This window comes from Streptomyces sp. NPDC056628, assembly GCF_042792555.1.
GTDB lineage: Bacteria > Actinomycetota > Actinomycetes > Streptomycetales > Streptomycetaceae > Streptomyces.
In genome coordinates this window covers 1-14,504 of the sequence record NZ_JBHTWG010000002.1, presented here as the reverse complement: position 1 = coordinate 14,504, position 14,504 = coordinate 1, and the positions used below count along the sequence as shown (strand labels likewise).

General features: G+C 69.5%; 13 protein-coding genes, 1 rRNA gene and 1 riboswitch. Of the genes, 1 reads left to right on the top strand and 13 read right to left on the bottom strand.

The features are described 5' to 3' along the window. Positions 1-3 precede the first annotated feature (3 nt). Together kdpF and gcvP are read right to left on the bottom strand one after the other, a co-directional pair. A complete protein-coding gene (gene kdpF, locus ACFRAC_RS03375) occupies positions 4-93 on the bottom strand; it encodes a K(+)-transporting ATPase subunit F (protein ID WP_361346265.1) in 90 nt (29 codons plus the stop codon). A 327-nt stretch (positions 94-420) separates the two neighbouring features. Next, on the bottom strand, positions 421-3,306 hold the full coding sequence (gene gcvP, locus ACFRAC_RS03370) for an aminomethyl-transferring glycine dehydrogenase (protein WP_382919967.1): 2,886 nt from the start codon (positions 3,304-3,306) through the stop codon (positions 421-423). Between the two features lie 175 nt (positions 3,307-3,481). Next, positions 3,482-3,577: riboswitch (glycine riboswitch) on the bottom strand. A gap of 114 nt (positions 3,578-3,691) precedes the next feature. Here gcvP and ACFRAC_RS03365 point away from each other — a divergent pair. Beyond that, positions 3,692-4,075, top strand: coding sequence for a PRC-barrel domain-containing protein (locus ACFRAC_RS03365; RefSeq protein WP_361346269.1), 384 nt, complete (start codon positions 3,692-3,694; stop codon positions 4,073-4,075). Between the two features lie 92 nt (positions 4,076-4,167). On the opposite strand, the gene ACFRAC_RS03360 is transcribed toward ACFRAC_RS03365, so the two are convergent. The 11 genes from ACFRAC_RS03360 to rrf all read right to left on the bottom strand — a co-directional run. Continuing rightward, entirely contained in the window at positions 4,168-5,613 is a 1,446-nt protein-coding gene (locus ACFRAC_RS03360; protein WP_382919963.1) for a DNA polymerase IV, read from the bottom strand. Between the two features lie 45 nt (positions 5,614-5,658). Beyond that, entirely contained in the window at positions 5,659-6,321 is a 663-nt protein-coding gene (locus ACFRAC_RS03355) for a MerR family transcriptional regulator (protein ID WP_382919960.1), read from the bottom strand. Between the two features lie 261 nt (positions 6,322-6,582). Then, complete coding sequence (locus tag ACFRAC_RS03350) at positions 6,583-7,056, bottom strand: bifunctional nuclease family protein (RefSeq protein WP_026281837.1); 474 nt, start codon at positions 7,054-7,056, stop codon at positions 6,583-6,585. 86 nt (positions 7,057-7,142) lie between these two features. Then, positions 7,143-7,877, bottom strand: a complete 735-nt coding sequence (locus ACFRAC_RS03345; protein ID WP_382919957.1) for a MerR family transcriptional regulator — start codon at positions 7,875-7,877, stop codon at positions 7,143-7,145. A gap of 39 nt (positions 7,878-7,916) precedes the next feature. Further along, positions 7,917-8,453 carry an FHA domain-containing protein gene (locus ACFRAC_RS03340; RefSeq protein ID WP_382919955.1) on the bottom strand — a complete coding sequence of 179 codons (537 nt, stop codon included), beginning with the start codon at positions 8,451-8,453 and terminating at the stop codon, positions 7,917-7,919. 424 nt (positions 8,454-8,877) lie between these two features. Continuing rightward, on the bottom strand, positions 8,878-9,723 hold the full coding sequence (locus ACFRAC_RS03335; protein WP_382919952.1) for a DUF881 domain-containing protein: 846 nt from the start codon (positions 9,721-9,723) through the stop codon (positions 8,878-8,880). Between the two features lie 5 nt (positions 9,724-9,728). Further along, a complete protein-coding gene (locus ACFRAC_RS03330; RefSeq protein ID WP_003988855.1) occupies positions 9,729-10,061 on the bottom strand; it encodes a small basic family protein in 333 nt (110 codons plus the stop codon). Next, a complete protein-coding gene (locus ACFRAC_RS03325; RefSeq protein WP_382919950.1) occupies positions 10,058-10,969 on the bottom strand; it encodes a DUF881 domain-containing protein in 912 nt (303 codons plus the stop codon). Before ACFRAC_RS03325 ends, ACFRAC_RS03330 begins: the two co-directional genes overlap by 4 nt. Positions 10,970-11,067: 98 nt before the next feature. Then, positions 11,068-13,563 carry a sugar phosphate nucleotidyltransferase gene (locus ACFRAC_RS03320; protein ID WP_382919948.1) on the bottom strand — a complete coding sequence of 832 codons (2,496 nt, stop codon included), beginning with the start codon at positions 13,561-13,563 and terminating at the stop codon, positions 11,068-11,070. Between the two features lie 114 nt (positions 13,564-13,677). Then, positions 13,678-14,289: a CDP-alcohol phosphatidyltransferase family protein gene (locus tag ACFRAC_RS03315; protein ID WP_361346285.1), complete on the bottom strand. Its 612-nt coding sequence runs from the start codon at positions 14,287-14,289 to the stop codon at positions 13,678-13,680. A 110-nt stretch (positions 14,290-14,399) separates the two neighbouring features. Further along, a 5S ribosomal RNA gene (rrf, locus tag ACFRAC_RS03310) occupies positions 14,400-14,504 on the bottom strand; the annotation flags it as partial.

Here is a 14,504-nt window from a genome sequence, read left to right as displayed (position 1 = left end):
TTCTCAGAACCTCTCCGGGAAGATCAGGGCGAGGACGAGATAGCCCAGCAGGGCGACGGCCACGACGAGGCCGACGAGATTCTCGGCGGTCACAGCTTCGTCACCCCCTTGGCGACGAGGGCCACCAGCGTGAAGCACGCGATGGTGGTGACGACGAAGGCCAGATCGGCCATCGTGGACTCCTGGGTGAAGGTCGTTCGGACGGGACGCTTCGAGGAAACCTCCTCCGTGGCCGGAAACGACCGCCGTTGACGGCTCCCATACGGCCCGCCGCGCTCCCTTGACGGAACCCATACGGTGCCGCGCCCGAGCCATGTCCGCCCTGGCCCGTGGCATACGGAAGGGCTCCGCCCCCGGCCGGTCACGGCCGGGGGCGGAGCCCTTCGTCATCTCACACGCGGCGTCGATCCGCGCCGGCGGTCAGCCCTCGTACGCGTCCATGGGCGGGCAGGAGCACACCAGGTTCCGGTCGCCGAAGGCCTGGTCGATCCGGCGCACCGGCGGCCAGTACTTGTCGGCGGCCGACACTCCGGCCGGGAACACGGCCTCCTCACGGGTGTACGCGTGCTCCCACGCGCCGCCGAGCGCACCGGCGGTGTGCGGGGCGTTGCGCAGCGGGTTGTCGTCGGCGGGCCAGTCCCCCGAGCCGACCTTCTCGATCTCCGCGCGGATGGCGATCATCGCGTCGCAGAACCGGTCGAGTTCGGTCAGGTCCTCGGACTCGGTCGGCTCGATCATCAGCGTTCCGGCCACCGGGAACGACATGGTCGGCGCGTGGAAGCCGTAGTCGATGAGGCGCTTGGCCACGTCGTCCACGCTCACGCCGGTCGCCTTGGTCAGCGGCCGCAGGTCGATGATGCACTCGTGGGCGACCAGCCCGCCCGGACCGGTGTACAGCACCGGGTAGTGCGGCTCGAGGCGCTTGGCGATGTAGTTCGCGGACAGCACGGCCACCTGCGTGGCCCGCTTGAGGCCCTCGCCGCCCATGAGGCGGACGTACGCCCACGAGATGGGCAGGATGCCGGCGGAACCCCAGGGCGCGGCCGAGATCGGGCCGACGCCCGTCTCCGGGCCGGCCGCGGGCTGCAGCGGGTGGTTCGGCAGGTACGGCGCCAGGTGCGCGCGCACGCCGACCGGGCCGACGCCCGGACCGCCGCCGCCGTGCGGGATGCAGAAGGTCTTGTGCAGGTTCAGGTGCGAGACGTCACCGCCGAAGTGGCCGGGCTTGGCCAGCCCCACCAGCGCGTTGAGGTTGGCGCCGTCGACGTAGACCTGGCCGCCGGCCTCGTGCACCTGCGCGCAGATGTCGGCGACGTGCTCCTCGAACACGCCGTGCGTGGACGGGTAGGTGATCATCAGCACGGCGAGCTCGTCACGGTGCTTCTCGATCTTCGCCCGCAGGTCCTCGACGTCGATCTCGCCGTCCTCGGCGGTCTTCACGACGACGACCTTCATGCCGGCCATCACGGCGCTGGCGGCGTTCGTGCCGTGCGCGGAGGACGGGATCAGACAGATGGTCCGCTGGTCGTCGCCGTTGGCCCGGTGGTAGCCGCGCACGGCGAGCAGACCGGCCAGCTCGCCCTGCGAACCGGCGTTCGGCTGGAGCGACACCTTGTCGTAGCCGGTGACCTCGGCGAGACGTTCCTCCAGCTCGCGGATGAGGGTCAGATAGCCCTCCGCCTGCTCGGCGGGCGCGAACGGGTGCAGCTGGCCGAACTCGGGCCAGGTGACCGGCTCCATCTCGGTCGTCGCGTTGAGCTTCATCGTGCAGGAGCCCAGCGGGATCATGCCGCGGTCGAGCGCGTAGTCGCGGTCGGCGAGCCGGCGCAGGTAGCGCAGCATCGCGGTCTCGGAGCGGTGCTGCCGGAAGACGGGGTGCGTCAGGTACTCGTCGCCGCGCAGCAGCGCCTCGGGCAGCGCGTCCCCGGCGGCCGCGTCCAGCGCGTCGATACGGCCCTCGACGCCGAATGCCCTCCACACGGAGGAGACCTGGGACCGGGTGGTCGTCTCGTCGCAGGCGGCGGACACGTGGTCGGCGTCGACGAGGCGCAGGTTCACCCCGTGGTCGCGGGCGGCGGCGACGACGTCGGCGGCCTTGCCGGGCACGCGGGCCGTCACGGTGTCGAAGAACGAGCCGTGCACGACCTCGACCCCGCCGGCCGACAGGCCCGCGGCGAGGATCGTGGCGTAGCGGTGGGTCCGGGCGGCGATGCCCTTGAGGCCGTCGGGGCCGTGGTAGACGGCGTACATGCCGGCCATCACGGCGAGCAGCACCTGGGCGGTGCAGATGTTGCTGGTCGCCTTCTCCCGGCGGATGTGCTGCTCACGGGTCTGCAGGGCGAGCCGGTACGCCTTGTTGCCGTCGGCGTCCACGGACACGCCCACGAGGCGGCCGGGCAGGCTGCGCGCGAATTTCTCGCGCACCGCCATGTAACCGGCGTGCGGCCCGCCGAAGCCCATCGGCACACCGAACCGCTGCGTGGTGCCCACCGCGATGTCCGCGCCGAGCTCGCCGGGCGACTTCAGCAGGGTGAGCGCCAGCAGGTCGGCGGCGACGGTCACGAGGGCACCGAGCTCATGGGCCCGCTCGATGACGGGCGTGAGGTCCCGCACGGCACCGGAGGCGCCCGGGTACTGCAGGAGCACGCCGTTGATCTCGCGCTCGGCGACCTCGGCCGGGATGCCCTCGCTGAGGTCGGCGACCACGACCTCCACGCCGGTGGGCTCGGCACGGGTCTGGATGACGGCGATGGTCTGCGGAAGGGCGTCCGCGCCGACCAGGAAGAGGCCCTTCTTGTTCTTGCCCATACGCAGCGACAGAGCCATCGCCTCGGCGGCGGCGGTGCCCTCGTCGAGCAGCGAGGCGCCGGAGGTCGGCAGCCCGGTGAGGTCGGCGACCACCGTCTGGAAGTTGAGCAGGGCCTCCAGCCGGCCCTGGGAGATCTCCGGCTGATACGGCGTGTAGGCCGTGTACCAGGCGGGGTTCTCCATGACGTTGCGCAGGATGACCGGCGGGGTGAACGTCCCGTAGTAGCCGAGGCCGACCATCGAGTCCAGGACCTGGTTCCGGTCGGCGAGGGAGCGCAGCTCGGCCAGCACCTCGGCCTCGGTCCGCGCACCGGGCAGGTCGAGCGCGTCGGCGTTCTTGATGACGTCCGGGACCGCGGCGGCGGTCAGCTCGTCGAGCGAGCCGTACCCGACGTGGGCGAGCATCTTGGCCCGCGCCTCGGAATCGGGACCGATGTGACGCTGCTCGAAGGGAATCCCTTGCTCGAGCTCGGAGAGCGGAATGCGATGGGCGGTCATTGCGGAGGCCTCCTGGTCTGACGCGACCTTCGAGGGGCACCACGGCGCGGGTACCCGGACGGCCTCCCCCTCTGTCATCTCGACCTGAGAGCTTCACCGGGGCGCCCGAGGGTCCCGGCTTTCACCGTCGGTGAGAGCGGGAGCCGTCGACACCCGCCCTGCTTTCCAGAGTGACCTCGTCCATGCGGTACGTGTGCCTGAGAGATTCCGGGGAGGATTTGCTCCTTCGGCGCCTCCGGTGATCTCCGGAGGACTCTCCCGCACGGGGTCAGCAGCCGCCGCCAAGCCTACCAGCGGGGTCGCCGCACGAACCTTCGAGTGGCCGCGGTCACGGATCTGGCTTTTCGTAGTGCTGACGGATGACTTGCGACCAAGTGGAGGGACCGTGCAGACCGACATCGATCCGCGCAACCTGATCGGCCGCAAGGCCTTCGACCGCAGCGGCACCAAGATCGGCACCATCGACGAGGTGTACCTGGACGACGCGACCGGCGTACCCGAATGGGCGGCGATACACACCGGTCTCTTCTCCCGCGACGCCTTCGTCCCCCTGGAGCCGAGCGAACTGGTGGACGGCAGCCTGCACGTCCCCTTCGACCGCGCCCTGATCAAGGACGCCCCCGACTTCGGCGTGGGCCGCCACCTCTCCCCCGAACAGGAACTGCAGCTCTACCACCACTACGGCCTCGACGTGTCCCCGGGCCCCCCACCCCCGGACCACGACTTCGGCACCCTGGCCCCCACCAACACCCCCGACGACAACCCCTGACGGAGCCGTGGGCAGTCCTGCCGCCGGGGCGGGACAGGTGGGCGCGGCGACACCCGCAAGCGCGCCCCAGCGCCTTCTCCGCCCCGGCAGACCTACCCCCGCACCACGGGCGCCTCCCCCTGCGCGGCAGCCGACGCCTCCCCCCACCCCGACACCAACGGCAACGGTTCCGCCACGTCCAGCGCCGGATCATCGACCCGAAACGTCCGCACCCGCCCCGGCCCGGAATCCGGCGTCTCGAAGCGCACGGTCACCCGCCCGACCCCACTCCCCTGCACCCACCCGTGCCCGTACGCGGCGTGCCGCACATCGTGCCCGGCATGCCACCGCCGCTCAGCGGGCTGCTCCTCAGCCCGCCCTTCTTCGCCACCGCCGACACCGCCCCCGTCCCCCTCAGAAGTGACCGTGGCACCCGAAAGCCCGAGCTCCCCCTCATCGGCATCGCCCCCCACCCCCTCCACAGCCCCCGCAGCCTGAGCGAACAGATCCTCCTGCGTGTAGTCGGCCAGTCCGCTCACCCCGACCCCCAGCAGCCGCACACCCCCGGTCGTGTCCACCCCGTCCAGCAACCGCGCGGCAGCCTCCCGCACCACCGCCGGATCATCCGTCGGCCCCCGCAACGTCTCCGACCGCGTCAACGTCGAGAAGTCGTACCGCCGAACCTTCAGCACGATCGTCCGCCCCGACAACCCGGCCCCCCGCAACCGCCGCACACAGCGGTCGGCGAGCCGCTGCACCTCCAGCCCCACCCGCACCCGGTCATGGATGTCCACGTCGTACGTGTCCTCGACCGAGACGGACTTCGCCTCCCGCTCGGCCACCACGGGCCGCTCGTCGTGCGCCAGCGCCATCGCGTACAGGGCGTGCCCGTGCGCCTTCCCCAGCAGCCGCACCAGCTCGTCCTCGCCCGCCTCGGCGATCTCCTCGACGGTGTGGATCCCGGCCCGCCGCAGATGGTCCCCGGTGGCCGGCCCCACCCCCGGCAGCACGCGCACGGACATCGGCCCGAGGAGCGCCCGCTCGGTCCCCGGCTCGATCAGCACCATCCCGTCCGGCTTGGCCTGCTCCGAGGCGATCTTCGCGACCATCTTGGACGCCGCGAGCCCCACCGACCCGGCCAGGCCGGTGGCGGTCCGTATGTCGGAGCGCAGCTTCACCCCCACCAGGCGAACGGACTCCGCGTCCCAGGCCACTCCCCCGGCCTCCAGGTCCACGAAGGCCTCGTCCAGGCTCAACGGCTCCACCAGGGGCGACAGCTCCCGCAGCAGCCCCATCACACGCTCGCTGACGTCCCGGTAGATCGAGAAGCGCGGCACGAGATACGCGGCGTTGGGCGCGAGCCGCCGCGCCTGCGCCATCGGCATGGCCGAGTGCACCCCGAAGATCCGCGCTTCGTACGACGCTGTGGCGACCACCCCGCGCGGTCCCAGCCCGCCTACGATCACGGCCTTCCCCCGCAGGCTCGGCTTGGACGCCTGCTCCACCGACGCGTAGAAGGCATCCATGTCGAGATGCAGGATGGTGGGCGCGTTTCTCACAGTTCCGATGCTGCCCTACGGCACTGACAACGCCTCTCCGCGTCCTCAGACCGCGCGGTTGCGCCGCCGTGCCAGCTCGTCGGCCGGGTTGTGCCCGACCAGCGTCTCCCCGGTGTCGATCCGCTCCCCGTGCAGCTGCGACAACGCGCTCTCGACGTCCCGCCACACCACGCCGACGGCGATCCCGAAGATCCCCTGCCCGCCCTGCAGCAGCGCGTGGACCTCGTCCGGCGACGTGCACTCGTACACGGTGGCGCCGTCGCTCATCAGGGTCAGCCGTTCGAGGTCCCGGAAGCCCTGCTCGCGCAGGTGCTGGACGGCGGTCCTGATGTTCTGCAGGGACACACCGGTGTCCAGGAAGCGCTTCACGATCTTGAGGACGACGACGTCCTGGAAGCTGTAGAGGCGCTGCGTCCCCGACCCGTACGCCGGCCGCACACTGGGCTCGACGAGTCCGGTGCGGGCCCAGTAATCCAGTTGCCGGTACGTGATCCCCGCGGCCGCACAGGCCGTCGGACCCCGGTAACCGATCTGCTCGGACGCCATGGACGCCGCCCCTCCGCCGCTGCTCGGCACGGCCGCCGGTCGTTGCGGTGCGTGATCGGCCGCACCGCCCTGGACAGCGCTGCCGTGAAGCGGGTACGGGCCGCTCGCCCCGAGGCCGCGCTCGGGTGCACCCCCAGCCGTACCGCCGCCGCTGCTTCTCACGCCGACCTCCGTCCTTGACCTGCCTTCTCGACGGTAGGCAGTCACCGGGGGTGCGTCAACGATCGCCACACTCGGCACGCCGAGTGATAATCACCCTACGAGTGGTTTCCCGTGCCCCGTCGCGGGGAAAGGCTAGCCGAATGCCCCCGAACCGGGGTCCATGACGCCCTCCCTCGCCCGTGGCACATGCCCGGCACGCGGGCCGTGACGGACCGTGGGCCGGGCCGCTCCGGACCAGGCCGGCGGGCCGCCCACGCCGTCTCACTGACTGCTGCTGCCGAAGTCCTCCGGCGAGATCTGGTCGAGGAACTCGCGGAACTTCTCCACCTCGTCCTCCTGCTCGTCCGGGATCGCGATGCCCGCGTCGTCGAGCACACCGTCACTGCCGTAGATCGGCGTCCCGGTGCGCAGGGCCAGCGCTATGGCGTCGGACGGACGGGCGCTCACCTCGACACCGCTGGCGAAGACCAGCTCGGCGTAGAAGACGCCCTCACGCAGATCGGTGATGCGCACTTCGGTGAGCTCCTGGCCGACCGCCTCGAGCACGTCCTTGAACAGGTCGTGGGTCAGCGGTCGCGCGGGGGCCATGCCCTGCTGGGCGAAGGCGATCGCCGTCGCCTCCCCGGGCCCGATCCAGATGGGGAGGTAGCGGTCGCCTCCCACTTCACGCAGGAGCACGATCGGTTGGTTGGAGGGCATTTCGACCCGGACACCTACGACATCGAGCTCGTTCACACAGCAACCCTAGGCCGTGCTCGGGACGTTTGGGTAGTCGGGCCGGGATCGGGTGGCCGATCCCGGCCGATCCGTGCACGGCCCCCTCAGGGCAGCCGCACCCCGAGCGCCGTCTGCATCAGCGCGGCGTGCAGCCGGACAGTGAGCCCCGCCAGTTCCTTGGCCCTGGCTTCGGCATGAGCCCTGGTCTGCGGGTTGCGGTGCCGTTTCAGCGGCGCGACGACCTGCTCCACGAGGCCGGCCTCACGGTCCGCGGCGGCCTTCATCACCCGAAGGTGCCGCGGCTCGATACCGAAGCGGCCCAGCTCCGCCACGAGCGTGGCCACGGTCACCGCCTCCGCCTCGTAGGCGCCGTCCGGCAGGGGGGTGATCAGCCCGTACGACTCCCACTCGGCGAGTTGCTGCTCCCCGATCCCCGCCGCGGCCAGCAGCTGCACCCGTCCGAGACGGGCCGCCGTACGCTCCTCGGCCGGCTCCAGGACCCCGTCGCCGTCGCGCTGCCGGCCCAGCGCGGGGGCCGGGGCCTCACCGCGCTCCATGGCGTCCAGATGCTCGCGGATCACCTTCAGCGGCAGATAGTGGTCCCGCTGCATCCGCAGGACGTGGCGCAGCCGCTCGACGTCCTGCGGGCCGAACTTGCGATAGCCCGACGGCGTGCGGCGCGGCTCGACCAGCCCTTCCGACTCCAGGAAACGGATCTTGGAGATCGTGACGTCAGGGAACTCCTCGCGCAGCACAGTCAGCACCCTGCCGATGCTCATCGGCCGACCGTCCGTGGCGGCGGCGCCGTTCCCGGCACCGCCGCTCGGTGTTTTCAGCATGGACCTTCCCTGGGTCTCCCCGGACGGGTCCGGGGGAGGTCAGAAGCCCTGCTGGCTCGCGTAGAAGACCAGCCGGTACTTGCCGATCTGCACCTCGTCACCGTTGTTCAGAGCGACCTGGTCGATCCGCTCACGGTTGACGTACGTGCCGTTGAGGCTGCCGACGTCGGCCACCGTGAACGAGCCGTCCTGGGCGCGGCGGAACTCCACGTGCCGACGCGAGACGGTCACGTCGTCCAGGAAGATGTCGCTCTGCGGGTGCCGCCCGGCGGTGGTCAGATCGCCGTCCAGCAGGAAGCGGCTGCCCGAGTTCGGTCCACGGCGCACCACCAGGAGCGCGGAACCCACCGGCAGCGCGTCGACGGCGGCCTGTGCCTCCGGGGAGAGCGCGGGAATCTGCGTCTGCCCGGTGGTCTCGGCGTCGTAGGCCTCGATGCCCGAGATGGAGATCGTCGACGTCGTCTCGGACGGGCGCTCGGGCACCCCGCCGGCACGCAGCGGCGCGCCACAGTTGGAACAGAAGCGGCTGTTCTCCGCGTTGCGGTTACCGCACCTCGTACACACCAGGGCCGACATCGGGGAAAACCCTCCACCCGTACTCGAGGTCGACGGTTGCCCGAAACCTATGTCGCCGGACTGGCCAGGGTCAACCGACGACGCGCCCTGACCTCCGGAAATGTCGCCGCCCGGTCCAGGAACCTGGTCCCTGAACAGGGGGCGCTGCCCTTCCTCGTCCCCTTGTGCGCGGTGACGAGTGGTCGCGTTCTCGTCTCGCGCACTCTTGCCGAACAGCTTCCCAAACAACTTCACGGGCGATTCCCCTTGACCGAAACAGACCCGCCCGTGGGGCAGGACGAACCCTGACTGAACCTATTGGCCGACCCGGACATCTTCACAACGTCCGTCTCCGCCAGACAGTTTCCACCACGCACCACCCAATCGGTGCGCCGACCCCCCGCAACCTCATGCCCTTGCCGGAAGTCCCCCATGCACCACCGGTTCACCTGGAGGACGACCGAGCGTAGTCAGGCCGCTTCGCCGCCCGCAAGGCGTCCACAACGATCTTGTCAGACCGCTGGATGGTCACGATGGCCTGCTCCTTCTCCAGTGTCTGGACCACGCCTCCAGGGATGTTGAGGGCCGGCTCCAGATCCTGCGGCTTGCCGATGACCTTGAAACGATAGGGGGCGTTGATCTTGTTCCCGTCGACGCTCACGGTGTTGCCCGCGTCGGACAGGTAGGTGCCGGCGACGATGCGGACACCGTTCACCTGCATCGCCTCCGCCCCGGCCGCCCGCAGCTCCTGGATCGCGTCGAGCAGCATGTCCGCCTCGACCGTGCCCTTCGTGTCGTCGATGGTGATCGTGATGCCGGGTCCCTCAGCAGCCACGGTGCCCGCGAGGATGCCGAGTTGTCTCTCCTTCTCGACCGTCTGCCTGCGGGCCTCCTCGGCCTGGTCGGAACTGTTCTCCAGTTCGTCACGCTGCTTCTCGAGACCTCGCTTCTCGTCCTCAAGACGCTGACTGCGGTCATCGAGTTCATCGAGGATGCGGACAAGATCTTCCTGGCGTGCTCCGCGCAGGGCGCTGTCGCCGTCGCTGTTCGAGGCGACCTGGACTGCGAGACCGAAGCCCAGCCCGAACAGCAGCAGCGCCACGATGAGTTGGGCCCGGCTCGCCCGCGGCGGCCACAGCCCCTTCACCAGCCGCTGCCGGCCGGTCATCAGCTCCGCCGTACGGTCGCCGTCCTCCTCAGCGGCCTCAGGAGCCTCGTCGGGGTCGGCGCGCACCTCCTCGGGCAACTCCTTGCGCAGCCGGTTCTCGGGGGTCGCGTCCTGGTTGCTCATCGGCCTCACGCCCGGAAGACGTGCCGGCGGATCGCCGCGGCGTTGGAGAAGATCCGGATGCCGAGCACCACGACGACGCCGGTCGACAGCTGCGCGCCCACGCCCAACTTGTCGCCCAGGAACACGATCAACGCGGCCACCACCACGTTCGACAGGAACGACACGACGAAGACCTTGTCGTCGAAGATGCCGTCGAGCATGGCCCGCAGACCACCGAAGACGGCGTCGAGAGCCGCCACGACGGCGATCGGCAGATACGGCTCGACGACCGCCGGAACCTCGGGCCGGACCAACAGGCCCGCCACGACGCCCACGACGAGACCCAGTACGGCGATCACGATGTGCCCTTCTCAGTTGTCTCGGTGTTCGGCTGTGCTGTACGGACGATCACACTCGGCGCCGCGGGCAGCCGCAGGTCCTCCTGCGCGGAGATGCTGGTCCGGATGCCGAAGTTCTCCTGCAGGGCGTTCAGGTACAGGCCGTCGGCACTGTCCTGGAAAGCGCGGCTCAGCCGTTCCCCGTCCCCCACCGCGAGCACCGTGTACGGCGGCACCAGCGGCCTGTTGTCGACCAGTATCGCGTCACCCGCGGCCCTGATCGCGGACAGGGCGGTCAGCCGCTGCCCGTTGACCGAGACGGCCTCCGCGCCGGACTCCCACAGTCCGTTGACGACGCGCTGCATGTCGCGGTCGCGCACCCGTCCGGTGTCCGAGAAGCCGGACGCCCCGCGCGCGTCACCTCCGGCGGCGTCACCGGCCTCCTTGGCGTCGTCCACGACCAGCTTCACGCCGGGTCCCCGCACCTCGACGGCGCCCGACAGGATGCTCACGAGGTCGGCCTGCTCGCCGTGGCCGGCCGCCTTCAGCGCCTCGCGCTGCCGGGCGCTCACATCGGCCCGCAGCTCGTCGACCGTCTTCTCCAGCTCGTCCGCCGCCTCGGTCTCCTTCTCGACGCGGTCGACGAGCTCTTCACGCTCCTTGGCCACGACGGGCGCCGCCACGCGCGCCTGCGCCGCTCCCACGGTCACCACGAGCGCCGCGAGCACCAGGCCCACGGCGAGCCCCAGCTTGGCCCGCAGCGTCTTGGGCAGCCCACCCTCACCGGCGGCCTTCTTACGGGCGGCGGCCTCGGCGTAGCCGTCGTCGAGACTGTGATCCATGACGTTGGTGAGCAGCGACATGGACGCGTCCGGACGCGGCGGGCGCGTGGGTGTGCTCCGAACGGGGGGCTGCGGCATGCCGCACATCGTCGCACGTCGCCGCCGATACTCCGAATGGCCCCACCGCGTGTGCCGGACAGGCCCCTTTCAGGGGTACCTGTCCGGCAGACGTGCTTACGCGGGACTCAGCGGCCGGCGCTGTCCACGACCGCCGCCCACTCGTCGAGCAGCGCCTGGGCGGACGCGTCGTCCGGCCCCTCGGCCCACAGATGGGTGACCGCCTCGGCCGGGTCGGGCAGCACCATCACCCAGCGGCCGTCCGTCTCCACGACCCGCACACCGTCGGTCGTATCGACAAAGCGATCCCCGGCCGCCTCGACGACCCGGCGCATCACGAGCCCCTTGACCGCCCACGGGGTCGCGAGGTCCCGCTTCAGGACATGTGCCCGCGGGATCCGCGCGTCGATCTGGCTGAGCGTGAGCTGGGTACGCGCCACCAGTCCGATCAGCCGGACGAAGGCGGCGGTGCCGTCGAAGACGCTGCTGAACTCCGGGATGATGAAGCCACCGCGGCCGTCACCTCCGAAGATCGTCCCTTCTTCGGCGCCCACGCGGGTCAGGTCGTCGGGCGACGTGGTCGTCCACTCCACCTGCGTCCCGTGATAGGCGGCGACCTGCTCCGCGATCCTGGTGGTGGTCACCGGAAGCGCCACACGCCCGCTGCGCCGCTCCGCGGCCACCAGGTCGAGCATGACGAGCAGGGCCCGGTCGTCCTCGACGATCCGCCCCTTCTCGTCGACCAGCGACAGCCGCTCTCCGACAGGGTCGAAACGCACGCCGAACGCGGCCCGCGCCGACGCCACGATCTCGCCCAGCCGCACCAGCCCCGACCGCCGTGTCTCGGCCGACTCGGTGGGCCTGGACTCGTCGAGACCGGGATTGATCGTCAGCGAGTCCACGCCCAGCTTGCCGAGCAGGCTGGGCAGCACCAGACCGGCACTTCCGTTGGACGCGTCCACGACGACCTTGAGCCCGGACTCCGCGATCCCCGTAGTGTCGACGTTCCGCAGTAGTGACCCGGTGTAGGAGTCGAAGACACTGGCCGGGAAGTGCAGGTCGCCGATCTCGCCCGGGAACGCGCGCCGGTACTCCTGCCGTGCGAAGACCCGGTCCAGCTTGCGCTGACTGGCCTGCGACAGGTCGGCCCCCTGTCCGTCGAAGAACATGATGTCCACCGAGTCCGGCACCCCGGGCGTCGTACGGATCATGATCCCGCCGGCACTGCCCCGCGCCGTCTGCTGCCGCGCGACCGGCAGCGGCACGTTCTCCAGGTCCCGTACGTCGATGGCGCTGGCCTGAAGCGCGGAGATCACCGCCCGCTTCAGCGCCCGCGCACCACGGGAGTGGTCACGGGCCGTCGTGACGGTGGCCCCCTTCTTCAGAGTGGTGGCGTACGCACCCGCCAGCCGCACCGCCAGTTCGGGCGTGATCTCGACGTTCAGGATGCCGGAGACGCCGCGGGCGCCGAAGAGATGCGCCTGGCCTCTGGACTCCCAGATCACCGAGGTGTTGACGAAGGCACCGGCCTCGATGGTCTTGAACGGGTACACCCGCACATTGCCCTGAACGATCGATTCTTCACCGATCAGGCACTCGTCACCGATGACCGCGCCGTCCTCGATCCGCGCGGCGCGCATGATGTCGGTGTTCTTGCCGACGACGCAGCCTCGCAGATTACTGTGCTGCCCGACGTACACGTTGTCGTGCACGACGGCCCGGTGCATGAAGGCACCGCTCTTCACGACGACGTTGGAGCCGATGACCGTGTGCTCACGGATCTCGGCGCCGGCCTCCACCTTGGCGTAGTCGCCGATGTAGGCCGGCCCCCGGAGCACGGCGTCGGGGTGTACCTCGGCGCCCTCGGCCACCCACACACCGGGAGAGATCTCGAAGCCGTCGAGTTCGACGTCGACCTTGCCCTCCAGGACGTCGGCCTGGGCCTTCACATAGCTCTCGAGCGTCCCGACGTCCTCCCAGTAGCCCTCCGCGACATAGCCGTAGATGGGCTTGCCCTCCTTCATCAGCTGAGGGAAGACGTCACCCGACCAGTCAACGGGCACATCGGCTTCGACATAGTCGAATACCTCGGGCTCCATGACGTAGATGCCGGTGTTCACGGTGTCCGAGAAGACCTGGCCCCAGGTCGGCTTCTCCAGGAAGCGCTCGACGCGGCCCTCCTCGTCGACGATCGTGATACCGAATTCCAGCGGATTCGGCACACGCGTCAGACAGACGGTGACCATCGAGCCCTTTTCCTTGTGGAAGTTGATGAGCTCGGTGAGGTCGAAGTCCGTCAGGGCATCGCCGGAGATGACGAGGAAAGCGTCGTCCTTCAGTGCTTCCTCTGCGTTCTTGACGCTTCCGGCGGTACCGAGTGGCTTCTCCTCATTGGCATACGTGAGCTCCATACCGAGCTCTTCGCCATCACCGAAGTAGTTCTTGACGAGAGAGGCCAAGAACTGAACGGTGACGACGGTCTCATTCAGCCCATGCCTTTTGAGCAGCCGCAGCACGTGCTCCATGATCGGCCGGTTGACCACCGGCAGGAGCGGCTTGGGCATGCTCGAGGTCATGGGGCGAAGGCGAGTGCCTTCGCCCCCGGCCATCACGACGGCCTTCATGTCGGAAGCGTCCTCCTCCAGAGACGACGGTCTAGCCGACTTCACCCGTCCTGATTGTCCCGCACTTTTCCCGAGCGGGCCATCGAGCCGCTACGCCCTCTGCAATCGGCGAGTTCAATCGGCCATGGCGGCGTCCGCGCGAACGACACGGCGGACTTGTACCACGTAGAGGACTCCTGCCCACCAATAGAGTGTTGTACCCCATCCAGCGAACGCCCATCCGAAAATAGCAGCGAGTGACGAGATCCAACCACTGCCGTCACTGAGCAGCAGCAAGGGGAAGGCGTACATCAGGTTGAAGGTGGCCGCCTTCCCCAGGAAGTTCACCTGCGGCGGCGGATACCCGTGGCGTCTGAGGATCCCGACCATGACCAGCAGAACCAGCTCACGCGCCAGCAGCACCGCGGTCAACCAGAGCGGCAGAATCTCCCGCCACGTGAGGCCGACCAAAGTCGAAAGAATGTAGAGCCGGTCGGCCGCCGGGTCCAGAAGCCGGCCGAGGCTGCTGACCTGGTTCCAGCGCCTGGCGAGCTTGCCGTCCAGGTAGTCGCTGACACCGCTCAGGGCCAGCACCAGAAGCGCCCAGCCGTCACTCTTGGGCCCACCGAACTCAGGCCTCAGAATCAGCCACAGGAACAGCGGCACGCCAACGAGCCGCGCCATGCTGAGGACGTTGGGGATGGTGAGGACCCGGTCTGTCTGGACACGGGTCTCCTGGACCTCCACCCGGGGGCCTCCTGTGGTGAACGAACCGACGATGCTACCCGACCCTACCTCAACACAAAAAAGCTCTGGCTCTCGGGCAGTCACGCCCAAGAGCCAGAGCTCTAAAAGGAGTTCGGCGGTGTCCTACTCTCCCACAGGGTCCCCCCTGCAGTACCATCGGCGCTGTAAGGCTTAGCTTCCGGGTTCGGAATGTAACCGGGCGTTTCCCTCACGCT

What these genes read in the sequence shown, in the direction of transcription:
- gcvP (WP_382919967.1), bottom strand. Translation starts at nt 3,306, where the DNA reads ATGACCGCCCATCGCATTCCGCTCTCCGAGCTCGAGCAAGGGATTCCC.
- ACFRAC_RS03345 (WP_382919957.1), bottom strand. Translation starts at nt 7,877, where the DNA reads ATGCTGAAAACACCGAGCGGCGGTGCCGGGAACGGCGCCGCCGCCACG.
- ACFRAC_RS03340 (WP_382919955.1), bottom strand. Translation starts at nt 8,453, where the DNA reads ATGTCGGCCCTGGTGTGTACGAGGTGCGGTAACCGCAACGCGGAGAAC.
- ACFRAC_RS03335 (WP_382919952.1), bottom strand. Translation starts at nt 9,723, where the DNA reads ATGAGCAACCAGGACGCGACCCCCGAGAACCGGCTGCGCAAGGAGTTG.
- ACFRAC_RS03325 (WP_382919950.1), bottom strand. Translation starts at nt 10,969, where the DNA reads ATGTGCGGCATGCCGCAGCCCCCCGTTCGGAGCACACCCACGCGCCCG.
- ACFRAC_RS03320 (WP_382919948.1), bottom strand. Translation starts at nt 13,563, where the DNA reads ATGAAGGCCGTCGTGATGGCCGGGGGCGAAGGCACTCGCCTTCGCCCC.